This window comes from Frigoribacterium sp. CFBP 8751 (assembly GCF_014841545.1).
GTDB lineage: Bacteria > Actinomycetota > Actinomycetes > Actinomycetales > Microbacteriaceae > Frigoribacterium.
Genome location: NZ_JACYUB010000003.1, coordinates 256,014 through 282,191 on the forward strand (window position 1 = coordinate 256,014; position 26,178 = coordinate 282,191).

Genomic DNA, 26,178 nt, shown 5'->3' on the forward strand with positions numbered 1-26,178 from the left:
ATGCCTACCGTCCTGCAGCTCACCGATGTCTCGATCGTCCGAGGCGGCACCGCCGTCGTCGACAAACTGACCTGGACGGTCGACTCCGACGAGCGCTGGGTCGTGCTCGGCCCGAACGGTGCCGGCAAGACGAGCCTGCTGCAGGTCGCCGCCGCGCAGAGCCACCCGTCCTCGGGCGAGGCCAGCATCCTCGGCTCCGATCTCGGCTCCGTCGACCTGTTCGACCTGAGGCCGCGCATCGGCTTCGCCTCGACGGCCATCGCCCGGCGCATCCCGGCGAAGGAAAAGGTCGTCGACGTCGTCCTGACGGCCGCCTACTCGGTCACCGGGCGCTGGAACGAAGAGTACGAGGGCGTCGACGTCCGTCGGGCGCACCGCGTGCTCGACGAGTGGAAGCTCGACCACCTCGCGGACCGTACCTTCGGCGAACTGAGCGACGGCGAGCAGAAGCGGGTCCAGATCGCGCGCTCGGTCATGACCGACCCCGAGCTGCTGTTGCTCGACGAGCCGGCCGCCAGCCTCGACCTCGGCGCCCGTGAAGAGCTGCTGCAGATGCTGTCGGGCTACGCCTCGTCCGAGGGTGCTCCGGCCATCGTCATGGTGACCCACCACGTCGAAGAGATCCCCAGGGGATTCACGCACGCCCTGCTGCTCGACCACGGCTCCGTCGTGGCCGCCGGTCCGCTCGACGAGGTCATCACCGCCGAGACCCTCGGCGCGACCTTCGGCGTCGAGCTGCGGGTCGAGTCCGACGGGGGCCGGTACTCGGCCCGCGCGGCCGGCTGACCCGCGCCTCCTACGATCCAGGCCGTCGGTCTGGTATCGTTGACAGCTGGTCCGCAGCGTCGCTGCGCGTGCCTCCTGAACTCACCATCATCACTCGTTCGCTAGACCTAGGACAATCATGAAGACCGACATCCACCCCGAGTACAAGCAGATCGTCTTCCGGGACCTCGCGTCGGGCGCCACGTTCCTCACGCGCTCCACCACGACGAGCGACAAGACCATCGAGCTCGACGGTGAGACCTACCCGGTCATCGACGTCGAGATCTCGTCCGAGTCGCACCCGTTCTACACGGGCAAGCAGCGCATCCTCGACTCGGCCGGTCGCGTCGAGAAGTTCAACTCGCGCTACAAGAACTTCGGCAAGTAGGCTTCGGCCCGCAACCCCGTCAGAGGCGGTCCACTTCGGTGGGCCGCCTCTTTCGCGTACCCGATCGGACACGCCCCGGGTGGACACGGCCCGGGCGGACACGCCTCGGGTGGGGACGCGACGTCGAGTCATGTGGAGAGCACGAGAGGCCGGGTGCCCCGAGGAGGCGTGCGGCACGACCCCGTTCAGGCGAACGGGAGCGGGCGGTGCGGCCAGTCACCGTGAGCGGTGAAGGTGGGGTCTTTCGCACGGCGCATGTACTGCTGGAAGCTCTCGGCCTGCGTCGAGCACCAGCCGACCTGGAGGTCGTGCAGCTCGGTGACGGGCACGTCGAGCCGGTCGGGGTACCGCTTGGCCATGGCCTGGGCAACGCGACCCGCGGCGATCGCGTCGGCCCCGGCGTCGTGCGCGTCGTCGAGCGACACACCGTAGACCGCGGCGGCGGCCTCGAGGGTGCGCTTGCCCTTGCGATAGGTGTCGACGGCCTTGTCGATGACGAGGGGGTCGACGACGCAGCCGATCTCGCCGACCTCGCCCAACGGCTCGACGCCGTGGCGGCGAGCCTCGCGGTCCAGCAGGGTGAGGTCGTACGGCGCGTTGTAGACGACCAACGGTACGCCGCGGGCGAAGACGGCCCGGATGGCCGCGACGATCTCGGCCACGACCTCGTCGGCCGGACGCCCCTCGGCGCGGGCCTGCTCGGTGGAGATGCCGTGCACGGCACTGGCCTGCTCGGGGATCTCGACGCCCGGGTCGGCCAACCACTCGCCGTGCGCGACGGTGGCCCCGGTGGCGTCGATCAAGCCGACGTGGGCGGTCACGATGCGGGCCGTCTCGACGTCGATGCCGGTGGTCTCGAGGTCGAAGACGCCGAGCGCCTGCCACCAGGCGGCCGGCGGCTCGCCCACGGCCGCGAGGTCGGGAGCGGTGCCGGTCGTCTCGGTGTCAGTCACCCTGCGAGTTTAGGAGGCGCCACCGACAGCGGATGCCGCCGCAGCAGGCACGTCGCCGACGTGCAACCAGAAGAACGCCTGCGTCCCGAGGGTCAGCGTGACCTTCCCCTCGTCGTCGAACGAGGGGAACTGCGCTCCGCCGAACAGGTCGAACAACGTGCGTCCGGCGAACTGCGGGGCCACGATGTCGACCGAGGTCGGGTTGTGACCGAACGAGAAGACGCAGAGGATGTCCTCGGCCGAGTCGCCGAACTGCGTCCCCGCCCCTTCGTACGAACGGACGAACGACAGGACGGACTCCTGGTTGGTCTCGAGCACCTCGAGGGTGCCGAGGCCGAAGGTCGGGTGGGCCTTGCGCACGTGGATGACGTTGCGCACCCAGTGCAGGAGCGACCGTGACTGCGCCAGCTGGCTCTCGACGTTCACCAGGTTGTAGTTGTAGACGAGCGACTGGACGACGGGCAGGAAGAGCTTGCCCGGGTCGGCGGTCGAGAAACCGGCGTTGCGGTCGGGCGTCCACTGCATGGGCGTACGGGACGAGTCGCGGTCCGGCAGCCAGATGTTGTCGCCCATGCCGATCTCGTCGCCGTAGTACAGGAACGGGCTGCCGGGCAACGAGAACAGCAGAGCGTGCACGAGTTCGAGTTCGGCACGCGAGTTGTCGAGCAGCGGGGCGAGACGGCGGCGGATGCCGATGTTGGACCGCATGCGCGGGTCGTAGGCGTACCAGCCGTACATCGCCTGCCGGTACTCCTCGCTGACCATCTCGAGGGTGAGCTCGTCGTGGTTGCGGAGGAACACCGCCCAGGCGGCCCCCGGCGGCACCTCGGTGGTCTCGGAGAGGATGCGCTTGAGCTCGTCGGCGCTCTGGGCGCGGAGCGAGTAGAAGATGCGCGGCATGACCGGGAAGTCGAAGGCCATGTGGCACTCCGGCTCGTCCTCGGTGCCGAAGAACGCCGCCGTCTCGGCCGGCCACTGGTTGGCCTCGGCGATGAGCACGCGTCCGGGGAACTCTTCGTCGACCATCGCGCGCAGGCGCTTGATCAGGTCGTGGGTGGCCGGCTCGCCCTCGCCGTTTCCCTCTTCGGTCTCGAACAGGTAGGGGATCGCGTCGAGCCGGAGGCCGTCGACGCCCATCGACAGCCAGTGACGGACGACGTCGAAGACCGCCTCCTGGACGGCGGGGTTCTCGAAGTTGAGGTCGGGCTGGTGCGAGAAGAAGCGGTGGAAGAAGAACTGACGGCGTACCGGGTCGAACGTCCAGTTGGACTCTTCGGTGTCGACGAAGATGACGCGGATGTTCGAGTACTCCTCGTCGGTGTCGCGCCAGACGTAGAAGTCGCCGTAGGGACCCTCGGGGTCTTCGCGGCTCTGCTGGAACCACTCGTGCTGGTCGCTCGTGTGGTTCAGCACCATGTCGATGACGATGCGCATGTTGCGCTCGTGCGACTTGGTCACGAGGTCGCGGAACTCGTCGAGCGTGCCGAACTCGGGCAGGATCGCCTTGTAGTCCTGGATGTCGTAGCCGCCGTCGCGCAGGGGCGACTGGAAGAACGGCGGCAGCCAGAGGGCGTCGACGCCGAGCCACTGCAGGTAGTCCAGACGGGTGAGCAGACCTTGCAGGTCACCCGCTCCGTCGCCGTTGCTGTCGACGAACGACCGCACCATCACCTCGTAGAACACCGCCCGGCGGTGCCAGTTGGGGTCGAGGGTCAGTCCGGGCTGCTGGATCGGGGCAGTGAAGCTCACCCGCCCACCCTACGGGCGCGCGACCCGGGGCGCGCACTCCGCCCAGCGCGTCGCTCGTAGACTCGGGCGCGTGATCGTCCGACCCCCGCGCGTGAAGTCGCCGTACCGTGCCCTCCTCGACGCCCGACCGGTGCGCGACGACGCCGTCGAGGTCGCCGGCAGCCTCACGCGGTACTGGACGTACGAACCGCCCGAAGGGCAGGAGGCGCGGGTCACCGTCGTCGCGGTGCACGGCTTCCGGGGCGACCACCACGGTCTCGAACCGGTCGTGGCGCACCTCGACCACGTGCGGGTGGTCATGCCCGACCTGCCGGGCTTCGGCGAGTCGACCCCGCTGGACGGCGAGCACAGCGTCGCGGCGTACGCGGGCTGGCTGACCGAGTTCGTGGCGACCCTCTCGCTCGGTGACGACGTCGTGGTGCTGGGGCACTCGTTCGGCTCGATCGTCACCTCGGCCGCGGTGGCCGACGGGCTCCGCGCCTCCCGGCTGATCCTGGTCAACCCGATCGCCGCTCCCGCCCTGCAGGGCCCGCGCGGCGTCGTGACGCGGCTGGCCGTCTTCTACTACTGGGCCGGCGCGGCCCTGCCCGAACGCGCCGGTCAGCAGGTGCTGCAGAACGCCGCCGTCACGCGGATCACCAGCCTCGCGATGGTCAAGACGCACGACCGGGCCCTGCGCCGGTGGATCCACGACCAGCACGACAGCTTCTTCTCGCGCTTCTCGGACCGTCGCGTGGTGCTCGACGCGTTCCGCGCCTCCGTCTCGAGCGACGTGAGCACGTACGCGGCCCGCGTCGCGGTACCCACCCTGCTGATCGCCGCCGACCGCGACGACATCACCGCCCTGCCGGCACAGCACCGGCTGCAGGGTCTCTTCCGCGACGCGACGCTCGACGTGATCGAGGGGGTCGGCCACCTGATCCACTACGAGAAGCCGCGCCAGGCCGCCGCCGCGATCGGGGCGTTCGTCCGATGAGGATCGTCGTCGACTGCCGGTACGTCCGTGTCGGACGCCACGACGGCATCAGCCGGTTCAGCGCCGGCGTCGTGTCGGCCCTGGCCGAGCGCCACGAGGTGACGATGCTCGTCAGCGACCCGCGTCAGCTCGACAAGCTGCCCGACCAGCCGCACCTGCTCGTCAGCGCGCCCACGAGCGTCCTCGAGCCCCTCGTGGCCCGGCAGGTGAACCGGCTGCGTCCCGACGTCGTCTGGTCGCCCATGCAGACCATGGGCTCGGCCGGCCGCCGGTACCCGCTCGTGCTGACCCTGCACGACCTGATCTACTACACGAACCGCACGCCACCACCCGAGTTCGCCCTGCCGATCAAGCTGCTGTGGCGGCTGTACCACCTGGCCTGGTGGCCGCAGAGGGTGTTGCTGGACCGAGCCGACTCGGTCGTCACGGTGAGCCGTACGACCCGTGACGAGATGCGTCGCCACCGGCTGACCCGGCGTCCCGTGACGGTGGTGTACAACGCGGCCGACCCGGTCGACGCGGTCGAGCGCCGCACCGCACCCGCGCGGCGCGACCTCGTCTACATGGGGTCGTTCATGCCGTACAAGAACGTGACCGCGCTGGCCAGGGCACTGCCGTTGCTCGACGGGTACCGACTGCACCTGATGAGCCGGGTGTCCGAGGCCGAGCGCGCCTCCTTGGCGGCCCTGGCGCCCGCCGGGGCGCTGGTCTTCCACGACGGGGCGAGCGACGACGAGTACCGCGAGACGCTGCTCGGTGCGACCGCCGTCGTGACGGCCTCGCGCGCCGAGGGATTCGGCATCCCGCTCGTCGAGGGCATGGCGCTCGGCACGCCGGCCGTGGTCAGCGACATCCCGATCTTCCGTGAGATCGGTGGCGACGCGGCGCTCTACTTCGACCCGTCGTCGCCTGCGTCGATCGCCGCCGCCGTCCGTCGGCTCGAGGGCGAGTGGGAGGCGCGCTCGGCCGCGTCGGTCGAGCAGGCCGCCCGGTTCAGTTGGCGTGACTCGGCCGACGTGCTGCTGCGCCTGCTGGCCGACGTCGCCGCGGCGGGCAGCCACCGACGTCGACGCTCGGGACGCTGACGCCCCGGTCACCGACCGGACGGGCGCTCAGGCCGGATCGGCCGCGTCGCGCTCGAGGGGGTTCTGGTACTCGAAGGAGTAGGTGCCCGGGCGTTCGGACTCGACCTCGATCGGGTCGTCGAACTCGCGCAGCGTCAGGGCGTCGCCCGCGAACTCGAACGAGTGGATGGACCCGTTGCGGATGGGCACGCCGAGGTGCGCGTCGGTGTCGGGGGAGACGTGGTTCACCACCGCCCGGATGACCGCGCCGTGCGTCGCGACGACCACGGACGCGCCGTCGCCGTACCGGGCGGCGATCGCGGCGAGGGCGGGCAGCACCCGCGCGACGAGGGCCCCGCGACTCTCGCGGCCGGGCACCGGGGTGCCCGTGGGGAACCGTGCCTCGACCTGCTCGCCGGTCAGGCCCTCGGCGTCGCCGTAGCGGCGCTCGGCGACCTCGGGGGCGAGCTCGGGCGCGGCCAGGCCCAGGCGCTCGGCGATGATCGACCCGGTCTCGGCCGCCCGCGAGAGAGGGCTGGCGACGACGGCGTCGAACCGGCGGCGCGCGAGCAGGTCGCCCGCCTCTCGGGCCTGCGAGCGACCGAGGTCGTTCAGGGGGATGTCGGTGGAGCCCTGGATGCGTCGGGCGCGGTTCCAGTCGGTCTCGCCGTGGCGGACCAGGTACAAGAGCGTCATCGTTCCTCCGGTGGGCACGGCCCGGGAGGCTACGCGCCCAGGTGCTCGGCCAGGGCCGTCAGGGTCTCCGACGTGCCGGCGTCCAGCTTAACCGTGGCCCGAGAGTCGCCCTTGGTGACGCCCCGGTTCAGGACGACCACGGGCAGCTTGCGGCGCGTCGCCTGGTCGAGCAGGCGGATGCCGCTGTTGACGACGAGCGACGAGCCGGCGACGAGCAGCGCTTCGGCGCCGACGACCATCGAGCGCGCCTCGGCGAACCGCTCGGTGGGCACGAACTCGCCGAAGAACACGACGTCGGGTTTGAGCAGGCCGCCGCACACCGTGCAGGTCGGCACGACGAACGCGTCGATGTCGTGCACCTCGACGTCGCCGTCCGGCGCGAGCCGCACCTGGTCGGGCTCGTCGATCCAGGGGTTCTCGGCGGCGAGGCGGGCCGCCACCATGTCGCGGGCGAACGCCTGCCCGCAGGTGAGGCAGACGACGCGGTCGACGGTGCCGTGCAGGTCGACGACCCGGCGCGACCCGGCGCGGACGTGCAGGTTGTCGACGTTCTGGGTGATGACGCCGTTCGTGACGCCGGCGGCCTCGAGCCGGGCCAGCGCGCGATGCCCCTCGTTGGGCCCGGCGGCACGGAAGGACTTCCAGCCGAGGTGGCTGCCGGCCCAGTAGCGCTTGCGGTAGCTCTCGCTCGAGAGGAACTGCTGGAAGGTCATGGGGTTGCGTGGCGGAGCACCCTCGCCCCGGTAGTCCGGGATGCCCGAGTCGGTGCTGACCCCCGCCCCGGTGAGCACGGCCACGCGGCGCCCGCGGAGGGCCTCGACCGCGGCCTCGAGGGCCTGCTCGTCGGTGGGGGCCGCGGGGGCGTTCGACACGGGTGGGGCTCCTTCGGGTGCGGTGACGCTAGCCTAAACGCGTCCCCCTCCGATTCGATTCCAGCGGTCGCCCGTCCGCCGGGGCCGTCCCCCGTGGAGCACCGTGCACGTCACCCGCATCACCGACCTCGACCACGAGGCACTCGCCGACTACAACCGGCTCACCGACGTCGCCCTGCGGCGCGTGTCCGAGCCCGAGGGCGGGCTCTACATCGCCGAGTCGACCAAGGTCATCGAACGGGCGCTGCGAGCGGGCCACGTGCCCCGGTCGGTGCTGATGACGGACCGCTGGCTGCCCGACATCGAGCCCCTCGTGGCCGACCACGAGGGCGAGATCTTCGTCGGCGACGCGGCCCTGCTCGAGACCCTCACCGGCTACCACCTGCACCGTGGCGCCCTCGCCGCCATGCACCGTCCCGAGCTGCCCACGGTCGAGTCGGTGCTCGACGGCGCGCGGCGCGTCGTCGTGCTCGAGGACATCGTCGACCACACGAACGTGGGCGCGATCTTCCGCGCCGTCGCGGGCCTGGGGGCGGACGCCGTGCTCATCACCCCGCGCTGCGCCGACCCGCTCTACCGCCGCAGCGTCCGCGTCAGCATGGGCACCGTCCTGCAGGTCCCGTGGACGCGCCTCCCCGAGTGGCCGGCCGGTGCCGAGTTGCTCCGTGAGGCGGGGTTCGAGGTGGCCGCCCTGGCGCTGAGCGACGACGCGGTGACCCTCGACTCCTACGCGGCCGCGCCTCCTGGCCGCGTCGCCCTTCTGCTCGGCACCGAGGGTGACGGACTCAGCCGTGCCGCCCTGCAGGCCGCCGACACCGTCGTCACCATCCCGATGCTGCACGGCGTCGACAGCCTCAACGTGGCCGCCGCCTCGGCCGTGGCCCTCTGGGCCCTCCGCGTGCCGGCGGGCGGGTCCGAGGCGGTCGCGTGACCGGCGTCGACGGGCGTCGTCGTCCGGGCGTCGTCCGGAGGCGCGTGGGCGTGATCGCGCTGCTCGCCCTGATCGTCGCCGTCGGCGGGTACGTCCCCCTCGCCCTGCTCAGCCCGCTGGCACCCGCCGCGGCGGACGTCGCCGCCTACACCGCGCCGGCCGAGGCGAGCCCCGATCTCACCTTCCCCTCGTACGGTGCGACGGCGGTCGAGGCGATCGGCTGGGACGACAGCCTCACGACGAGCGGCGACGAACGGCCCCGCCCGATCGCGAGCATCAGCAAGGTGGTCACGGCCCTCGTCGTCCTCGACGAGAGACCGCTCGACGGCGGCGACGGTCCGACGTTGACCTTCGGCCCGGCAGAGGCGGCCCTGGTCGACGCGTACCGGGCGCAGAACGGCAAGGTGGCACCGATGGCCGCCGGGCAGGCCCTCACCGAACGCCAGGTGCTCGAGGTCATGCTCATCGAGTCCGCCAACAACTACGCCGAGGTGCTGGCCCGGTGGGCGTTCGGCAGCGACCAGGCCTTCGTCGACGCCGCGCGGGCCTGGCTCGCCGACCACGACCTCACCTCGACGACGCTCGTCGAGCCGACCGGGCTGTCGCCGCAGAACACGAGCACCTCGACCGACCTGATCGAACTCGGGCGGCTGGCCCTGGCCGACCCCGACGTCGCCCGCACGGTCGGCACGGCGACGACGACCGTGCCCGGCATCGGCGAGATCAGCAACAGCAACGAGCTGCTCGGGCTGGACGGCGTCGTCGGCATCAAGACGGGCACCCTCGACGAGGCGGGCGCCTGCCTGCTGTTCGCGGCGGACTACACGATCGGCGGTCAGCAGGTCACGGTCGTGGGCGCCATGCTCGGCGGCGTCGACCACGACCAGCTGGACCGCGACGTGCAGGCCCTGCTCTCCAGCGTCGCCGACCGCTTCCGGACCGTCACGCTGACCACCCGCGGTGACGCCTTCGCCGATTACGACCTGCCCTGGGGCGACGCCGCCCGTGCGGTGGCCGCGGAGGACGCCAGCGTGCTCGTCTGGGGCGACGAGGCCGTCGAGGCCTCGGTCGAGACCGACGACGTGGGGGCGGCCCCGGCCGGCACCCGCGTGGGTGACGTCACGTTCACCGTCGACGGAGAACGGCACGTCGTGCCCCTCGAGCTCGACACGACCATCGGCGAGCCCGGGGCGTGGTGGCGACTGACGCACCCCGACGAGGTGCTCTGAGACGACCGTTCGCACGGCGACCCGTCGCACGGCGAACCGTCGAGCGGCGACCGACCGGACGCCGACCGGTCAGACGTCGTCGCGATGGACCATCATGACGGCGTCCGGACGCTTGGCCTGGACGAAGTCGCCCGACGACTGGTGTCGGATGCGACGCACGACCCAGGGCACGAGGTACTCGCGCGCCCAGCCCATGTCGTCGGCCCGGGCGCTGCGCCACGGTCGGCGCTCGAGCGGCTCGGGTGCATAGGGGGCGAGGTCGTTCTCGACCGCGAGGGCCTGCAGGACCATCCGTGCGATCGTGTGGTGGCCGAGGGGGCTGAAGTGCAGCCGGTCCGGTGCCCACATGCGTGGGTCGACGAGCTGACGCAGCGCCCACATGTCGGCGACCACGGCGTCGTGCCGCAGCGCGATGGCGTGGACGTGCTCGTTGTAGATCGCGACCTTGCCGCGCAGGCGACCGAGGACCGGGGTGAGGCCGATGTCGGGCCCGGTGAAGACCACGACCGTGGCACCGTCGGACCGCAGTCGTGCGACCAGCCCTTCGAAGCCCGCGGCGACCTCGTCGGGGTCGGTGCCGGGGCGGATGATGTCGTTGCCCCCGGCCGAGACCGAGATGAGGTCGGGCCTCAGGGCGAGCGCGGCCTCGGACTGCTCGTCGATGATCTGCTTCAACAGGCGGCCCCGGACGGCGAGGTTCGCGTAGGCGAAGTCCTCGGTCGAGGCGCCCAACACCTCGGCGACGCGGTCGGCCCAGCCCCGGTGGCCCCCGGGGGAGCGCTCCTCGGGGTCGCCTATCCCCTCGGTGAACGAGTCGCCGAGGGCGACGTAACGGGACCACGGGTGTTGCTGACTCATGCGACCAAACTACTCTCGACGCGTGCCCGCACCGAAGCCCGCCCCCGCGTCCGACCCGACCCGCGCCTCCTGGTCGCCCGACGAGCTGCTGCCCGACGGGCTGCTCGAACGCTTCCGGGGGCGGGCCGCGGGCCACGACCGCGAGAACACGTTCCCCCACGACGACCTCGCCGAGCTGCGTGAGCGCGGCTACCTGCGGGCCTTCGTCCCGACCGACCGAGGAGGCGCGGGTCTCGGACTCGAGCGGGTCGCGTCCCTGCAGTCGCGCCTCGCGACCGCGGCCCCGGCGACGGCGCTGGCGGTCAACATGCACCTGGTCTGGACCGGGTGCGCGGCCGTGCTGCACGCCCGGGGCGACGACTCGCTCGACCTCGTGCTCGAGGACGCCGCCCACGACGAGGTCTTCGCCTTCGGCGTCAGCGAGCCCGGCAACGACCTCGTCCTGTTCGACTCGGTGACCTCGGCCGACCCCACGGGCGACGGCGGCTACCGGTTCACCGGCACGAAGGTCTCCACCTCGCTCTCGCCGGTCTGGACGCGCCTCGGCGTCTTCGGACGGGACGACTCCGACCCGGACTCGCCGGCCCTCGTCCACGGGTTCGTGCACCGCGACCAGCCGGGCCACGCCTCGCTCGAGGACTGGGACACCGTCGGCATGCGCGCGACGCAGAGCCACACGACCCGGCTCGCCGGAGTCGAGGTCCCCGCCTCGCGCATCGTTCGTCGACTGCCCGTCGGCCCGAGCGCCGACCCGTTCGTCTTCGCCGTCTTCGCCGTGTTCGAGACGACCGTCGCCGCCGTCTACCGGGGACTCGCCCGCCGGGCCCTCGAGCTCGCCGTCGAGTCGGCCCTCGGGACGACCTCGAGACGCGCCGGGGGAGCGGCCAGGGCGCTCGACCCGGTCCTGCGGTGGCGCGTCGCCGACGCGGGGCTGGCGGTCGACGGGCTCGAACCCCAGGTGGACCAGGTCGCGCGGGATGTCGACGCGCTCGTCGACCACGGTGCCGACTGGCCGAGGCTCGTGGTCGGGCTCAAGACGCGCGCCACCGAGACGGCCCGCGCGGTGGTCGAGCAGGCGGTCACCGTCGCCGGGGGTTCGTCGTACCGGTCGTCATCCGAGCTCGGGCGCCTGCAGCGCGACGTCCTCGCCGGACGTTTCCACCCGTCGAGCACCGACTCGGCGCACGCCACGATCGCGGCGGCGCTGCTCGGACCGGGGGCCTGACGGGCTCGCACGCCCGGTCGAGGCGGGACCCGTCACCCGGGCGGCCCGGGGGACCGCGTCCCGGGCGACGCCGATGTCGGTGGCTCGTGTGAGGATGCTCCGGTGAGCAAACAAGACGGCAGCGGGCGACTCGTCACCACGGTGCCGACGGACGATGCGACCGCACCGATCTTCCACGTCGACATGGACGCCTTCTTCGCCTCCGTCGAACTGCTCGACCACCCCGAGTTGCGGGGGCGACCCGTGGTCATCGGGCACCGCTCCGACCGTTCGGTCGTCACGGCCGCCACCTACGAGGCACGCAAGTACGGGGTCAACTCGGCGATGCCCATGGCGATCGCGTTGCGTCGCTGCCCTCAGGCGGTCGTGCTCGAACCGCACTTCGAGAAGTACCAGCACTGGTCCTCGCGCGTCATGTCGATGTTCGACGACGTCACGCCACTGGTCGAGCGCCTCGGCATCGACGAGGCGTTCCTCGACGTCAGCGGGTCGATCCGCCTCATGGGCTCCCCGTTCGAGATCGCCACGGCACTTCGTCGTCGGGTGCACGCCGAGACCGGCCTGCACTGCAGCATCGGTGCCGCGTCGACCAAGTTCGTCGCCAAGCTCGCCTCGAGCGTCGCCAAGCCCGACGGGCTCCTGCTCGTGCCGCACCGTCACACCCTGGCCTTCCTCCACCCGCGGCCGATCAGCGCTCTCTGGGGGGTAGGGGGCAAGACCGAGCAGGTGCTGCTCGACCGTGGCCTGCGAACGGTCGGCGACGTCGCCGCGGCCCCCCTCGACATGCTCGTCCACGCGGTCGGGCCGGCGGCTGGCGCGAAGCTGCACGACCTGGCGTGGGGCCGCGATCCCCGCAGCGTGCACACCGAGACGGCCGAGAAGAGCGTCGGCAACGAGAACACCTTCGGCACCGACGTCGTCGACCCGGTCGTCGTCCGACGCGAACTCCTCCGCTTGAGCGACAAGGTCGGCACCCGCCTGCGGGCCGCGGGCGTGAGCGGCCGCACGGTCGTGCTCAAGCTGCGGACCACCGACTTCGTGACGATCACGCGGTCTCGGACGCTCGCCGACCCGACCGACCTCGGTCGCCGCATCTACGACGAGGTCGTCTCCCTCTACGAAGCCACGGGGAAGCAGCACGAACGCATCCGGCTCGTCGGCGTGCGCGTCGAACAGCTCAGCGAGGGGACGGGCGGTGATTCGCTCGGCCTGTGGGACGACGACGCCGACTGGCGCGAGGCGGAGTCGACCATGGACGCCCTCCGGGCCAAGTTCGGGTCGGCCATGCTGACGCCCGCCTCGCTGCTCGGCGCCTCGCGACGTCGACCCGGCACCTCCGGTCGAGATGCCGGTGCCGCGTCCGTCGACGACGCCGGTCGAGGGTAAACTCGGTTCGAGTGAGCACCGCCAACGCATCCGACCCCGCCGGGGGTGAGCAGCACCTCGACGGCCCGTCGTCCGACCCGCTCGACGTCGGCGTCTCGGCAGGCAACTCGGCCGCCGAACATCTCTCGCCCGCGTTCCCCGAGCGGGCCGCTTGGGGCACCGCCAGCAAGTTGCGCGCGTGGCAGGCCGACGCCCTCGAGCTGTACTTCTCGACGATGCCGAGGGACTTCCTCGCGGCGGCCACGCCGGGCGCCGGCAAGACGACGTTCGCCCTCCGCCTCGCGACCGAGCTCCTGTCCCGCGGCGAGGTCGACCGTGTCGTGGTCGTCGCTCCCACCGAGCACCTGAAGCGCCAGTGGGCCGACGCCGCCGACCGGGTCAACCTCCGCCTCGATCCGATGTTCAAGAACGCCGACGGCACGTTCGGGCGGCACTACCACGGCATCGCCGTCACCTACGCCCAGGTCGGCATGAAGCCCGAGGTGCACAAGGCCATCACGACGGCCGGTCGCACCCTCGTGATCCTCGACGAGGTGCACCACGGCGGCGACGCGCTCAGTTGGGGCGACGGCATCCGCGAGGCCTACACGGGCGCGACCCGCCGCCTCTCCTTGACGGGCACCCCGTTCCGGTCCGACACGGCACCGATCCCGTTCGTGCAGTACGCGCCCGACGAGCACGGCATCCGCACCTCGAGGGCGGATTACTCCTACGGCTACGGTCGCGCCCTCGCCGACGGTGTCGTACGTCCCGTCCTCTTCATGGCGTACGCCGGGCAGATGCGCTGGCGCACCCGGATGGGCGACGAGATGAGCGCATCCCTCGGCGAAGCCGTGACGAAGGACATCACGGCTCAGGCCTGGCGCACTGCGCTCTCACCCCAGGGCGACTGGATCCCGGCCGTCCTCTCGGCGGCCGACAAGCGTCTCACCGAGGTGCGCCGGGGCGTTCCCGACGCCGGCGGTCTGGTCATCGCCACCGACCACACCGCGGCTCGGCAGTACGCGGCGGTGTTGCAGAAGCTCACGGGCGAGCGCCCGACCGTCGTCCTGAGCGACGAGAAGGCCGCCTCCGACCGCATCCAGGCCTTCTCCGACGGTGACAGCCGCTGGATGGTCGCCGTCCGCATGGTGTCCGAAGGCGTCGACGTCCCGCGGCTCGCCGTCGGCGTGTACGCCACCTCGGCCTCGACGCCGCTCTTCTTCGCCCAGGTCGTCGGTCGGTTCGTCCGGGCCCGGCGACGGGGTGAGACCGCATCGATCTTCCTGCCGAGCGTGCCCAGCCTGATGGCCCTGGCCAACCAGCTCGAGCTGCAACGCGACCACGCGCTCGACCGGCCCACCGACGCCGACGACGGGTTGTTCGCGCCCGAGGAAGACATGATGGCTGCGGCCAACCGCGACGAGAAGGCGTCGAGCCTTCTCGAGCAGCAACCGTTCGAGGCCCTCGACTCGCAGGCGTCGTTCGACCGGGTGCTCTACGACGGAGGCGAGTTCGGCACCGGAGGCGAGATCGGCAGTCTCGAAGAACTCGACTTCATCGGCATCCCCGGTCTGCTCGAGCCCGATCAGGTGCGCGACCTGCTGCGGCAGCGCCAGGCGACTCAGGCACGACGGGCTCCGAAGACCGGGTTGCCGACGACCGTTCCGGTCGACGAGGCCCGGCCGCTCTACCAGACGATCAAAGAGCAGCGGCAAGAGCTCAGCAGGCTGGTGTCGATCTGGTCACGTCATTCGAACGAGCCGCACGGGCTGATCCACGCCGACCTCAGGCGCATCAGCGGGGGGCCGTCGGTCGCCCAGGCCAGCACCGAGCAGATCCAGAAGCGCATCGACGTGCTGCGCGGTCGCCTCGGCCAGCGCGCCTGACCCGGGTACGATCGACCGATGCTCGACGAGAACGTCCCCGATCGGTGGACCGTGCGCGCCGATCCCGAGGCGGCCCCCGAGGCTGTCGTCGAGCGTTTCGGCGGCGGGTACCGGCTCAGCCGGTGGAGTCCGACCGACGCCGAGCCGGCCCGACTGGGCGTCTACACGTCCCCGGAACTCGCCGAGACCGCCTGGTGGCGCCTCGTCGACCGCGAGCAGGGTCAGGGCAGGCGGACGATGTCGACCAGGCGGACGGGGCTCGAGGACGCCTGAGGGACACCACCCCGTGCTGTGCGTCCGCCCGTTCCGCGGCCCGCGTCGAGCACGGACACGCCGTCGTCGCCGCACAGCAGGACCGGTCGGACCTCGAACGGTCGTGCTCGACCGAGCGCCCGGAGCCCTTCAGCCCACCGACGATCCGAAGGACCGCACGACGCGGCCCCGACCCTCTCGAGGACGAACGCCACGGTCCCGGCGCCGAACTCCGTGGCGACGGCCGCCAGGGCGTCACCGTAGTGGTCCAGGGCGGAGGTGTCGGGCACCTCGGGGATGCCCTCGAGCGGCACCATGAGGGGCAGGGGGACGTCGTCGTCGTCGAAGAACAACGTCCAGAGCTGCCGACGCACCGCCACGGGGACGATGGCCTCGACGTGCCGGACGAGGTCGGCGACGTCGCGGACGGGCGCGTGCGGATCGACGGCCCGTGCCGGGTCGCACTCGTCGCGGGCCCCGATCCCGTCGTCGGGCGGTCGGGCGGGGGTGGTGTCGAGGACCGAGGTGAGTGTCATGGATCGAGCATCTCGGGCCGCCACGACGCTCGGTGGGTTCTCCCCAGTCGCCACCGTCGTCGACGGGCGATGCCGGGCTGGGGAGGACCGGTCAGCCCTGGAGCCGGACGGAGTCGCCGACGGTGACCGGTTCGGCGCCGTGGCCCGGTGCACCCGAGAGGGCCCGGAGCGCGCGACGGAGGACCGTGCTGGACGTGCTCATCGTGTACGGGAAGTAGACGACCTCGACCCCCACCTCCCCGAACTCGCGCTCGAGCCGGAGGCCCTTCTCGGTGCCCCGCCAGTCGTCGCCCTTGAAGAAGACGTCGAAACGCAGCTCGCGCCAGACGTCCATCTTGTCGGGCACCGTCTCGGCGTGGACGCCGTCCACGACGTCGATGTGACGGACGATCTCGAGTCGTTCGGCGAGGGGGACGACCGGCGAGATCCCCTTCGTCACCTGCAGCATCTCGTCGGACACGACCCCGGCGATGAGGTGGTCGCACTGCGCGGACGCGTGCCGCAGCAGGTTCAGGTGGCCGATGTGGAACAGGTCGAAGGCGCCGGCCGCGTAGCCGACCCGGCCCGCGCCTCCTCGTCCTCTCCCGACCTCGACGGGGTCGAGGGCGAGGCCGGTGGCGGGGGTGGGGATGACGTCCACGGGTGTGGTCCTCTCGGAGGGGTGCTGCTCGGGTGTGGTCACGACAGGGCACCGGGCCGGCGTCGGAGGCGGGGGAGGTCCTGGAGCGGACGGGTCCCGCCGGCGTGGTCGACGAGGTCGGCGATGCTGAAGGAAGGGGCGGGTTCCGCGACCGGCTGGCGGATGTCGTCGTCGAGCCAGGTGGCACGCACCAGGACCCGGCGCCACGGGGGCACACCGGTCAGCACGACGCCCACGGGCTGGACGTCCAGGCTGAGAAGTTCGGCGCTCAGGCTCCGGAGGGACTCGGCGGTCGTGACGCCGGACCGGACGACGAGCAGCACGCCGTCGACCTCGTCGGTCACGCTGCGCAACGCGAGCGGGTGGGAGTCGCTCGAAGCCTGCACGACGGACACGTCGTAGTCCTCCCGGAGGGCGGCGAAGAACGCGTGGGTCCCGGAGCGGACCAGATGACGGGACGACGCCACGACCCCGTCGGGCACCGGCACGCGGTCGTATCCGTGCCGGTCGGCCTCGACCTCCTCGGGCACGGCGCCGACGGGCACCGTCGAGGGGCGGGACAGGGTGCGGGTGTCGAAGTCGGACTGGACCAGGGCGCAGGTGGCGCCGAGCTCGACGACGGCGCGCGCGAGACCGCCGTCGACGCCGACCGCCTCGCGGACCGAATCGGTCCGTGCCAGCAGGAGCGTGGCGGGCAGTGCGCCGCCGCGCAGTGCCCGCGTGTTCTGGACGATCTCGCGGAGGGCCGTGCGGGTCCGGGCGGACGAGACCCCGGTGACCGGGTCGTCGACGTGTCGGAGGGCCCCCGGGAGCTGTCCCACGACCGGGAGCCCCGTGATCCGGCGGACGTCGTCGACCGAGTCGACCGTCGGCCGGGCACGGGAGAGGACGAGCGCGCCCGCGAGGCCCACGGCCAGACCGGCCAGGAGTCCCGAGAGCATCGTCAGCGCGAGGCCCGGTTCGTCAGGCGTCGTCGGCACGGCCGCGGGGGAGGTGAGGTCGAGCGCGACGGTCCGACCGTCCGGATCGCCCTGGGACTCCACGCGGTCCACGACCGCCGTGAGGCTCTCCGCGACGTCATCGGCCAGCGAGGCCGCCTCGTCGGGCGTCCCGGCCGTCGTCTGCACGCGGAGGACGGCGGTGCCGCCCGGGTTGACCACCGAGACCCGTTCGGCGAGTTCGTCGACGGGCACGCCGAGGTCGGCGGCGACCGGCCCGAGGACCTCGGGGCTCGTACCCAGCTCGGCGTAGGACGCCACGCGCTGCTGAGGGAACTGCCCTCGGGCCGCGAGGCCCGATCCCGGGGACTCGACGCGGACGAGGAGGGTCGCCTCGGCGCGCCAACCTGCCGGAGCTGCTTGCGACGCGCCGACGCCGGCGGCCACCCCCAGGAGGGCCGCCACGCCGACGAGCGCGGCATGGCGTGACAGGGCCCGACCGAGACCACCGACGAGGGCACGTCGGGCAGGTGCGCCCTCGCGGCTCACGGCCTCGACCCGATCGACGGGGGCGTCACGGACTTCAGTTCGCGGAACCACTTCGGCAAGGCGAGGACGAGGTAGCCGGCGTTGGCGACGAGGAGGGCGAGGTAGACCACGGTGAACGCGGGCGGCCAGGCCAACAGGACGAATGCGAGGCACATCAGGCCGTAGTCCGTCGGGACGACCGCCAGGGAGTAGAGCAGCCCTGTACGACGTCCCACGGGCGCGGCGACGCCGGTCCGGGCCGCCTCCGCCCGGCGGAGCTGATCGGTCAGGACGATGGCGAAGAACGCGACCGTCGCCACGACCTGGTACACGAGCGGTGCGGCCAGCAGGGCCTCGCGACCGTCCGGTTCACGCAACCACGACGCGAAGACGGCCAGGTGCAGCACCGCGATCTTGGTCGCGTCGATGACGTGGTCGAGCCACTCGCCCGCGGGGCTGCCGCCACCACGGAGTCGGGCGACCTGCCCGTCGGCCGAGTCGAGCGCGTATCCCACGACGAGGAGCAGGACGACGGCCACGGCCGTGCCGATGCCGGACGGCGCGAGGGCGAGGACGGCGATGCCCGCGAAGGTGCACGCCGCGCTCAGAGCGGTGACCTGGTTCGGCGTCGCACCCAGCGTGTAGGCCACCGCGGCGGCCCAGCGACCGAGGCGGCGGTTGACGAAGCGCGAGTAGGCGGGCGCACCCGTCGACGGCTTCTGGGCCGACGCCAGGGCGGCGAGGGCGGGCCGCACGGCACGGGGCACGGCGGGTCGGGCCGTGGTCGACGCAGAGGTCGTGGTGGTGTCGCTCACGAGGCCACCGCCAGCGAGTCGACGTCGGCCGTGTGCAGTTCGCGCGTGACGACGGCACCGATGCGGCGGCGCATGCGTTCCGGCGTGAACCGCTGCAGGTAGGCCTCGCGGGCGTGGCGCCCGGCGACGGCCAGGGTGGAGACGTCCATCGACGCGAGGATCGCCGTCAGGCCGTCGACGTCGCGACGGTCGAAGAGCCAGCCCGTGCGGCCCTCGTCGACGACCTCCTCCGGACCACCGGAGCGGCTGGCGATGACGGGACGCCCCTGACTGAACGCCTCGAGGGTCACGAGTCCGAACCCCTCGAGGGTGTCGGTCGGCAGGATGACCGCGTCGGCGTCGCGCAGGTAGGGCGACGCGTCGTCGACCTCTCCCACGACGACGACCGTCTCGGGCCGCGAGACGATGGCGGCGACGAGACCCGGCACGTCGACCGAGGAGCCGACGGCCGGGGGGCCGCCCAGGACGACGAGCTGACCGGGGCAGCCCGCCGCGTTCCAGGCGGTGAGCAGCGTCGCGTGGCCCTTGTGGCCGTTCCATCGGCTCGCCACCACGTACTGGGGCTCGCGGCCCTCGGTGCGGTCGCTCGCGGCGATCGACCGGTCCGAGACGCCGTTGTGGACCACGACCGCACGCGAGTCGTCCGAGAGGCCGGACGAGTCGAGCACCGAGCGCGACACGGCGACCAGCGAGGTGCAGGCGCGGGCCAGAGGACGGAGGCCACGACGGTCACCGGCGCTCCAGGGCTCTTGCAGGTGTCCCACGACGCGGCGGACGCCCATGGCCCGGGCGACGGGAGCGACGACGAGACACGCGCTCGTCGCGCAGTAGACGAGGTCGAAGTGGCGTCCGGACAAGCGGAGCGCCGTACGGGCCGCGTCACGGGCCAGGCGGACGAGTCCGAGCGGCCCGAGCCGGGTCCGGCGCAGGATCGGCAGGGGCGTCCGCTCGACGCGTGCGCCGAGTTCGCGCAGCCTCGGACCCAGGGGCCCGACAGCGACGTCGGAGGGCAGCCAGACCGTGACGTCGAGGTCGTCGCGGGCGGCGAGCTCGCCGACCACCTCGAGGACGATCCGGTCCGAGCCGTACATCTCGTCGGACGAGTGCACGAGCAGCACCCGGCTGCGACGCGATCCCCTCCGGCGGCGGGGGAGTTCGGGCAGGTCGACGCCCGCGCGGGCGTCCTCCCGAGTGGCCGGTGCGGCGGTCACCGTCGGTGCGGCGGTCGCCGCCGGTGCGGACTCGCGGTCCCTGTAGTGCCTGATGTCGACGGACATGCTGTCTCCCCTGTCGTCGTGAGCGTGGTCCGGGCCCGTGAACGGCCCGTGGTGGTCTCGGATGCTGCTGGACGGGCTCAATACGCTCCCCGGTGCTCGAAGAGCACGCGGACGGTGCGCCACATGATGACGAAGTCGACCGTCAGCGACCAGTTCTCGACGTAGTAGAGGTCGAGACGGACGCTCTCCTCCCAGCTGAGGTCGCTGCGCCCGTTCACCTGCCACATGCCGGTGAGACCGGGCTTGATGTAGAGACGTCGGTGGACGTGGTCCTCGTACCCCTCGACCTCGCGGGGGAGGGGCGGCCGGGGCCCGACGACGCTCATCTCGCCCCGGACGATGTTCCACAGCTGGGGCAGCTCGTCGAGCGACCAGCGGCGGAGGACACCGCCGACGCGGGTGACCCGGGGGTCGGACTTCATCTTGAAGAGGAGGCCGGCGCCCTCGTCGGCCTGCGTCAGGTCGGCGAGACGGCTCTCGGCGTCGACGACCATCGAACGGAACTTCAGCATCTCGAAGGTGCGCCCGTCCCGGCCGACCCTGCGCTGGCGGAACAACACCGGGCCGGGGCCGTCGAGCCGCACCGCGAGGGCGACCACCGCGAACACCGGCGCGAGGACGACGAGGGCGGCGGACGCCAGCACCAGGTCGGACAGACGTTTGAGGGCGTGCCGCGGGCCGTCGAACTGCGGCAGCTCGACGTGCATCAGGGGAAGACCCTCGACCGGACGGTAGTGGATGCGCGGCCCGGCGACGTTCGTCAGTCGCGAGGCGATGACGAGCTCCGTCGCGCGTCCCTCCAGCGACCATCCGAGGTCGCGGAGGTACTCGCGGCCACGACCGGGTTCGCCGGCGACGATCACGCTCTCGGCGCCCAGACGCCAGACCGCACGGGGGACCCCGTCGAGGTCGGCCACCACGGGGACGACGCGACCTCCGACGACGATGCCCCGCGGGTCGGCGTCCGGGACGGCGGCCCCGACGACGTCGTACACGGCACCGCTCGTCTTGTCGATGCGACGGACGACGTCCGCGATGTCGTCGCGAGACCCCACGACGACCGCCCTCGAGAGGTAGTGACCTTTCGCACGCTGACGCTCGAGCCAACGCCGCATCGTCCACCGGCCGACGACCAGGCCGGCCCCGCCGACGGGCAGCGCCACGAGGAAGTAGCCCTCGCCACCGATGTGACCGACCGACGCGAACCCGATCGCCACGACGGCGAACGCCCAGACGCTGGCCGTGAGGAGGCGCTTGTACTCGACGACGCCGCTGCCGACGACTGCGAGGTCGCGGGTGCGGTGCAGCGTCAGGCACAGGGTCCAGACCAGTCCCACGACGACGGGCAGCACGGGCGAGCCGACCGACTCGACGAGGGTGGTCGCGTCCGAGCCCCGACCGGCGGCGATGGCCCTCGCGGCGTCCACCGCGACGGCACCGACGATGCTCAGGGTCAGGACGACGGTGTCGACGAGGCGGAGGCGGCGCCGGTAGCGGCGAGCCCAGGCCGCGCCGGACTCGGCGTCGTGTGTCGCGGCGGGGGAGGCGAGGGGAGCCTCCGACTCGGGCAGGTCGAACGGGGGGTCGATCCGTCGGGGTGACGACGGTCCGACCAGGACTGAGCGGAGTTCGCTCTGCGTGCTGGACATCGGGTCTCGGGTTCGGGTAGGCGACGGCACGCCCACGTCGGTGGTGACGACGGGGCGGTGGCGGGCGGTCGATCGAGATTCGGGTTCGATCGACCGCCCAGGCGTCGCGCCGCGGCACGGACGTCACGAGGGTGCGCGACGGCGGCCGGGGCGGCGACGGGCGCGCCGGGCAGCGGGTCTGCTCGGCGCACGATTCGGGTCGGTGCGGTGATGTGGGAGCACGAGCTCCCGGGGAGAGGGTCGGGTTTCTCGGGTTCCTGGTGATTTCGGGTCGACCAGGAGGATGCTGTGACTCTAGTTCGGGGGGCACCCGACGCAGGAGCCCATCGAGACCCCCCGTTCGGGGGCGGTCGTGTCCCCCCTGTTGCCGACACCCGAACGGGTGACTCCCGACCCCCATCGTGTCACCCGTGCGGGGGTGACAAGGAGCCGTGAAACGGGCCGGTGCGGCGTGTCCCTCCGAAGGCAGGACGCGAGCATCCGGTCACCCTCTGCAAAATACCTGATCAGAGGCCTGATCACACCTACCAACGGATGCTCGACACGCGAACGAGGACGGCGTTCACCATCACGACACGTGTCGTTCATCCGACCTCGTCCCCCTCTCGGAGGACACCGGTGGGGTACAGACGGACAGCGCCCCCCGACCGACCGGTCGAGGGGCGCATCACCCGTCACAATCACCCTCGCCCGCGTGTCACGGACGGGTGACGAATCCTTGCTCGACCATCCAGTCGAAGGCCACGTCGGCCGGCTCCTGGCCCTCGACGTCGACCGCCAGGTTGAGGCGGCGCATCTCGGTGTCGGTGAGGGCGGGTGAGATCTCGTCGTACACCTCGGCCAGCTGCGGGTACTCCTCGAGCGTGGCCGTCGACAGCACCGGGGCGGCGTTGTAGGCGGGGAAGAACCCGCGGTCGTCCTCGAGCACGTCGAGGTCGAGCGAGTCGATCCGACCGTCGGTCGTAAAGACCTCGCCGAAGTTGCAGCTGCCCCGGTCCGTCGCGGTGTAGACCGTGCCCGTGTCGAGGATGCTGACGTTGCTCGTCGGCACGCCGTCCGCGGCCCCGAGTTCGAGCCCGTAGGCCGCGAGCATGGGGGCGAAGCCGTCGGCCCGAGAGTTGAACTCTGCCTCGACGCAGAAGGTGCGCTGGTCGACGGGCAGGTCGGCGATCTGTGAGAGCGACGTGATGTCGCCCAACTCGGGCACGGCCTCGGCCCGGACGGCCATGGCGTAGGTGTTGTTAAGGGGCGCGGGCTCGAGCCAGGTCAGTCCGTTGTCGGCGTCCGCATCGCGAACGGCCTCGTACTGCTCCTGCTGGTCGGGGATGCCCTCCGCCTCGGCGAGGTAGGTCAGCCAGGCGGTGCCGGTGTACTCGTAGGTCATGTCGGCCGTGCCGTCGAGCATCAGCTGTCGCACCGCCACCGACCCCGGCACGTTCGTCATGTCGGTCACCTCGAAGCCCGCGGCCTGGGCGGCCAGCACCGCGATCTTGCCGAGGATCAGTTGCTCGGTGAAGTTCTTCGCCGTCACGGTGATGGCCGCGTCGTCGGGCAGCCCCTCGATGGCGCGGATCGAGCCGGGCGCCACCGCGGGCACGAAGGCCGTCGCCGGTTGCAGACCGCACCCGGTCAGCGCGACCGTCGCCGCGGCGACGACGGCGAGGCACGAGGAGGCGCGGCGCAGCCGGCGGGGGAGGTGGGAGGTGGTCATGCGCGGAGTCCCTTCGGACGGGCGACGTACTCGACGACACGACCCAGCCAGTCGATCATGAGGGCGAGCAGGGCGATGAGCAGGGCCCCGGAAACGAGCACCCGGGGCAGGAAGAGGTTGACCCCGGTGGTGATCAGCAGGCCCAGGCCGCCGGCGCCGATGAACGTGGCGAGGGCCGCCGACCCGACGAGCAGCACGAGGGCCGTGCGGATGCCCGAGAGCATCACGGGGACGGCCAGCGGCAGCTCGACCTTGAGCAGGACCGAGGACGCGCTCATGCCCATGCCTCGACCGGCCTCGACGAGGCGGGCGTCGACGCTCTGCAGCCCGATCATGGTGTTGCGCAGCACCGGCAGCACCGCGTACAGCACGAGCGCGACGACGGCCGCCCAGAAGGTGAAGCCGAGCCAGAACGCGAGCAGCACGATCAGACCGATGGCCGGAGCGGCCTGCCCGAAGTTCGCGACGACGAGCACGGGTCCGCTGATGCGGACGAACGGGCGCCGGGTCAGCAGCACCCCGAGCGGGATGGCCAGCACGAGCACGATCGCGGCCGACACGAACGTGAGGGCGAGGTGCTCGCCCGTGTAGGCCAACAGGTCGGAGGGGTTGAGCGTGGTGCGTTCGGCCGTCGTGAGGTCGGCCGTGGTCAGCCAGACGACGAACGCCGCGAACACGGCGAGCACGGCCACGGGTTGCACGAGCAGTCCGAGCCACGCCGGGCGGGGCCCACGCCGACCGGACGAGCGCCCGTCGACCGAGGCCGGAGCGGCCGAGGCGGTCACGCCGCGTCCTCGTCGTCCGCGGGGGCCCCCGGCACGATGTCGAAGGAGCCCGTGTTCGTCCCCACCGGCGCGTCGTGTTGGGCCTCCGCCGCCGATGCGCGCGCCCGGGTGATGGCCTCCATCACGACCTCGACCGTGATGACGCCGATGAATGCGTCGCGTCGGCCCGTGACCAGCGCGGCGCCCGCACTCGAGACCAGCATGGTGTCCAGTGCGTCGTTGAGGGTGGCGCCGCTGCCGATGACGGGCAGGTCGGCGTCGGGTGTCGACCCCAGCACGCCGAGCCGGCCGAGCTGGCGGCGTGAGGGCCACGAGACGGGTCGTTCCCGGTCGTCGACGACGACCGCGTGGCCGTGGCCGGCCGCCTCGACCCGGACGAGGACGTCGGCGGCGGACTCGCCCGAGCGGGCGACGACGGCCTCGGCGAGGTCGACGTCGCGCACGCGCGTCAACGTCAGCTGCTTGAGGCCGGCCCCCGACCCGATGAAGTTCTCGACGAACTCGTTCGCGGGCTCGGCGAGGATGCGCTCCGGGGTGTCGTACTGCACGATGTGCGCGCCCTCGGAGAAGATGACGATCCAGTCGCCGAGCTTCACGGCCTCGTCGAAGTCGTGGGTGACGATGACGATGGTCTTCTGCAGCTCGTGCTGGATGTTGATCAGCTCGTCCTGCAGGCGTTGGCGGGTGATGGGGTCGACGGCACCGAAGGGCTCGTCCATCAGCAGCACGGGCGGATCGGCCGCCAGTGCCCGCGCGACGCCGACCCGCTGCTGCTGACCACCCGAGAGCTCGCGCGGGTAGCGGTCGCGGTACGTGGCCGGATCGAGCGACACGAGTTCGAGCAGCTCGTCGACGCGGGCCGAGATGCGCTCCTTCGACCAGCCGAGCATCTTCGGCACGATCGCGATGTTCGCCGCGACGCTCATGTGCGGGAACAGCCCGCCGGCCTGGATCACGTAGCCGATGCGCCGGCGCAGTTCGTCGCCGTCGATGGAGGTGACGTCGTCGTCGCCCAGGACAATGCGGCCCTCGGAGGGCTCGATCAGCCGGTTGATCATCTTCAGGGTCGTGGTCTTGCCACAGCCGGAGGGCCCGACGAGCATGACGATCTTGCCCGCGGGGATCTCGAGGGTGATGCCGTCGACCGCCGGCTTCGCCTGGCCGGGGTACCGCTTGGTGACCTGGTCGAGGGTGATGCTGCGGCCCGAGACCTCGTCCGAGGGGGACGAGGAGGCGCGGGTGGGGTCAGTTCTGGACACGGATGCCTCTCGAGACGGTAAGGCGGCCGAGGCCGACGAGGAGGAGGTCGAGGACGAGGGCGAGCAGGACGACGCCCACCACGCCCGTGACCACGGAGGCGAGCGCGTTCGCCCCGCCGAGTCGGGACAGGCCCGAGAAGATGAAGCCGCCGAGGCCGGGCCCCAGCGCGTACGCCGCCACCGCGGCGATGCCCATGACCATCTGGGCGCTCACGCGGATGCCCGTGAGGATGATGGGCCACGCGAGGGGCATCTGGACGGTCGCGAGGGTGCGGAACCTGCCCATGCCGATGCCCCGCGCCGACTCGATGATGGAGCCGTCGACCTCGTGGAGCCCGACGACGGCGTTCCGCAAGATCGGCAGGGCGGCGAAGAACGTCACGACGATGACCGACGGCGCGACGCCGAAGCCCGCGAAGGGGATCAGCAGGCCGACGAGCGCGAAGGACGGGAGGGTCAGCCCGACCGCGGAGACGCCGTTCGCCAGGGCGTAGAGCTTGGGGCTGCGGTGCACGAGGGCGGCGAGCCCGACCGAGATGAGCACGGCAAGGACGAGGCACTGCACCACGAGGGAGAAGTGCTGCCAGGAGGCGAACCAGATCTGGCTCCACCGGTCCACCACGAAATCCCACGCCAAGCAGACCATCTCCTCTGAGCAACGACCATCAGTCCGAATCGTCGCTTCCCCGAGAGGCGACCGACGTCCACACTAACCACGGCCCCCACGCCGCGTCATGTCGCCGACCACCCTTCCGGGAGCCCGAGAGTCGCCTGCCGTTATGAAATCCGACGGACGAAAGCCCTGATGGGAACGGCGTGTTGACTTTC

General features: G+C 71.8%; 25 protein-coding genes. 10 read left to right on the forward strand and 15 right to left on the reverse strand.

From position 1 onward, the window contains the following. Complete coding sequence (locus IFT88_RS10430) at window positions 1-786, forward strand: ABC transporter ATP-binding protein (protein ID WP_056226517.1); 786 nt, start codon at window positions 1-3, stop codon at window positions 784-786. Between the two features lie 118 nt (window positions 787-904). Continuing rightward, window positions 905-1,153 carry a type B 50S ribosomal protein L31 gene (locus tag IFT88_RS10435; RefSeq protein WP_043594989.1) on the forward strand — a complete coding sequence of 83 codons (249 nt, stop codon included), beginning with the start codon at window positions 905-907 and terminating at the stop codon, window positions 1,151-1,153. Between the two features lie 185 nt (window positions 1,154-1,338). On the opposite strand, the gene IFT88_RS10440 is transcribed toward IFT88_RS10435, so the two are convergent. Together IFT88_RS10440 and treS are read right to left on the reverse strand one after the other, a co-directional pair. Next, complete coding sequence (locus IFT88_RS10440) at window positions 1,339-2,061, reverse strand: exonuclease domain-containing protein (RefSeq protein WP_192120605.1); 723 nt, start codon at window positions 2,059-2,061, stop codon at window positions 1,339-1,341. A 54-nt stretch (window positions 2,062-2,115) separates the two neighbouring features. Beyond that, on the reverse strand, window positions 2,116-3,855 hold the full coding sequence (gene treS / locus IFT88_RS10445) for a maltose alpha-D-glucosyltransferase (protein ID WP_056226520.1): 1,740 nt from the start codon (window positions 3,853-3,855) through the stop codon (window positions 2,116-2,118). Between the two features lie 70 nt (window positions 3,856-3,925). On the opposite strand from treS, the gene IFT88_RS10450 reads away from it, so the two are divergent. Beyond that, complete coding sequence (locus IFT88_RS10450) at window positions 3,926-4,831, forward strand: alpha/beta fold hydrolase (protein WP_342212133.1); 906 nt, start codon at window positions 3,926-3,928, stop codon at window positions 4,829-4,831. Next, window positions 4,828-5,916 carry a glycosyltransferase family 4 protein gene (locus tag IFT88_RS10455; protein WP_192120461.1) on the forward strand — a complete coding sequence of 363 codons (1,089 nt, stop codon included), beginning with the start codon at window positions 4,828-4,830 and terminating at the stop codon, window positions 5,914-5,916. Before IFT88_RS10450 ends, IFT88_RS10455 begins: the two co-directional genes overlap by 4 nt. Before the next feature lie 27 nt (window positions 5,917-5,943). On the opposite strand, the gene IFT88_RS10460 is transcribed toward IFT88_RS10455, so the two are convergent. Both IFT88_RS10460 and IFT88_RS10465 read right to left on the reverse strand, forming a co-directional pair. Beyond that, the gene (locus tag IFT88_RS10460; RefSeq protein WP_231567081.1) at window positions 5,944-6,609 is read right to left on the reverse strand and encodes a histidine phosphatase family protein; all 666 of its coding nucleotides are present in this window, start codon (window positions 6,607-6,609) and stop codon (window positions 5,944-5,946) included. 11 nt (window positions 6,610-6,620) lie between these two features. After that, complete coding sequence (locus tag IFT88_RS10465; protein ID WP_043594983.1) at window positions 6,621-7,463, reverse strand: NAD-dependent protein deacetylase; 843 nt, start codon at window positions 7,461-7,463, stop codon at window positions 6,621-6,623. Between the two features lie 103 nt (window positions 7,464-7,566). Here IFT88_RS10465 and IFT88_RS10470 point away from each other — a divergent pair, with 103 nt between their 5' ends. Then, complete coding sequence (locus IFT88_RS10470) at window positions 7,567-8,394, forward strand: TrmH family RNA methyltransferase (protein ID WP_056226525.1); 828 nt, start codon at window positions 7,567-7,569, stop codon at window positions 8,392-8,394. After that, entirely contained in the window at window positions 8,391-9,623 is a 1,233-nt protein-coding gene (locus tag IFT88_RS10475) for a D-alanyl-D-alanine carboxypeptidase (protein ID WP_192120463.1), read from the forward strand. Before IFT88_RS10470 ends, IFT88_RS10475 begins: the two co-directional genes overlap by 4 nt. Before the next feature lie 69 nt (window positions 9,624-9,692). Here the strand turns inward: IFT88_RS10475 and IFT88_RS10480 are convergent, their stop codons facing one another. After that, on the reverse strand, window positions 9,693-10,481 hold the full coding sequence (locus tag IFT88_RS10480) for an SGNH/GDSL hydrolase family protein (RefSeq protein WP_043594980.1): 789 nt from the start codon (window positions 10,479-10,481) through the stop codon (window positions 9,693-9,695). Between the two features lie 22 nt (window positions 10,482-10,503). Here IFT88_RS10480 and IFT88_RS10485 point away from each other — a divergent pair, with 22 nt between their 5' ends. The 4 genes from IFT88_RS10485 to IFT88_RS10500 all read left to right on the forward strand — a co-directional run bounded on the left by IFT88_RS10485 (window position 10,504) and on the right by IFT88_RS10500 (window position 15,233). Continuing rightward, the gene (locus IFT88_RS10485) at window positions 10,504-11,706 is read left to right on the forward strand and encodes an acyl-CoA dehydrogenase family protein (RefSeq protein WP_342212134.1); all 1,203 of its coding nucleotides are present in this window, start codon (window positions 10,504-10,506) and stop codon (window positions 11,704-11,706) included. A 102-nt stretch (window positions 11,707-11,808) separates the two neighbouring features. Continuing rightward, window positions 11,809-13,092: a DNA polymerase IV gene (dinB, locus tag IFT88_RS10490; RefSeq protein ID WP_043594978.1), complete on the forward strand. Its 1,284-nt coding sequence runs from the start codon at window positions 11,809-11,811 to the stop codon at window positions 13,090-13,092. 11 nt (window positions 13,093-13,103) lie between these two features. Further along, entirely contained in the window at window positions 13,104-14,960 is a 1,857-nt protein-coding gene (locus IFT88_RS10495) for a DEAD/DEAH box helicase family protein (protein WP_192120466.1), read from the forward strand. An 18-nt stretch (window positions 14,961-14,978) separates the two neighbouring features. Next, the gene (locus IFT88_RS10500; protein WP_043594977.1) at window positions 14,979-15,233 is read left to right on the forward strand and encodes a hypothetical protein; all 255 of its coding nucleotides are present in this window, start codon (window positions 14,979-14,981) and stop codon (window positions 15,231-15,233) included. Here IFT88_RS10500 and IFT88_RS10505 read toward each other — a convergent pair. From IFT88_RS10505 to IFT88_RS10550, 10 genes are all read right to left on the reverse strand, one after another. Further along, window positions 15,182-15,748 carry a hypothetical protein gene (locus IFT88_RS10505; protein ID WP_137846848.1) on the reverse strand — a complete coding sequence of 189 codons (567 nt, stop codon included), beginning with the start codon at window positions 15,746-15,748 and terminating at the stop codon, window positions 15,182-15,184. The two genes, IFT88_RS10500 and IFT88_RS10505, sit on opposite strands and share 52 nt — an antisense overlap. Window positions 15,749-15,839: 91 nt before the next feature. Continuing rightward, the gene (locus tag IFT88_RS10510; protein ID WP_369700699.1) at window positions 15,840-16,388 is read right to left on the reverse strand and encodes an adenylyltransferase/cytidyltransferase family protein; all 549 of its coding nucleotides are present in this window, start codon (window positions 16,386-16,388) and stop codon (window positions 15,840-15,842) included. Window positions 16,389-16,426: 38 nt separating this feature from the next. Continuing rightward, window positions 16,427-17,875, reverse strand: a complete 1,449-nt coding sequence (locus IFT88_RS10515; RefSeq protein WP_192120468.1) for a hypothetical protein — start codon at window positions 17,873-17,875, stop codon at window positions 16,427-16,429. After that, window positions 17,872-18,669, reverse strand: a complete 798-nt coding sequence (locus IFT88_RS10520) for a CDP-alcohol phosphatidyltransferase family protein (protein WP_082059964.1) — start codon at window positions 18,667-18,669, stop codon at window positions 17,872-17,874. The genes IFT88_RS10515 and IFT88_RS10520 overlap by 4 nt, the downstream gene beginning before the upstream one ends. Further along, window positions 18,666-19,946: a glycosyltransferase family 4 protein gene (locus tag IFT88_RS10525; RefSeq protein WP_137846846.1), complete on the reverse strand. Its 1,281-nt coding sequence runs from the start codon at window positions 19,944-19,946 to the stop codon at window positions 18,666-18,668. The genes IFT88_RS10520 and IFT88_RS10525 overlap by 4 nt, the downstream gene beginning before the upstream one ends. A 77-nt stretch (window positions 19,947-20,023) precedes the next feature. Next, window positions 20,024-21,595: a sugar transferase gene (locus tag IFT88_RS10530; RefSeq protein WP_082452304.1), complete on the reverse strand. Its 1,572-nt coding sequence runs from the start codon at window positions 21,593-21,595 to the stop codon at window positions 20,024-20,026. Between the two features lie 697 nt (window positions 21,596-22,292). Beyond that, on the reverse strand, window positions 22,293-23,306 hold the full coding sequence (locus IFT88_RS10535) for a glycine betaine ABC transporter substrate-binding protein (RefSeq protein ID WP_192120470.1): 1,014 nt from the start codon (window positions 23,304-23,306) through the stop codon (window positions 22,293-22,295). Then, window positions 23,303-24,013, reverse strand: a complete 711-nt coding sequence (locus tag IFT88_RS10540) for an ABC transporter permease (RefSeq protein ID WP_054146196.1) — start codon at window positions 24,011-24,013, stop codon at window positions 23,303-23,305. Before IFT88_RS10540 ends, IFT88_RS10535 begins: the two co-directional genes overlap by 4 nt. Window positions 24,014-24,087: 74 nt before the next feature. Further along, a complete protein-coding gene (locus IFT88_RS10545) occupies window positions 24,088-25,350 on the reverse strand; it encodes an ATP-binding cassette domain-containing protein (RefSeq protein WP_137846842.1) in 1,263 nt (420 codons plus the stop codon). Continuing rightward, window positions 25,337-25,987 (reverse strand): ABC transporter permease, encoded by a 651-nt coding sequence (locus tag IFT88_RS10550; RefSeq protein WP_231567080.1) that lies wholly within the window; start codon window positions 25,985-25,987, stop codon window positions 25,337-25,339. Before IFT88_RS10550 ends, IFT88_RS10545 begins: the two co-directional genes overlap by 14 nt. Between the last annotated feature and the right edge of the window lie 191 nt (window positions 25,988-26,178).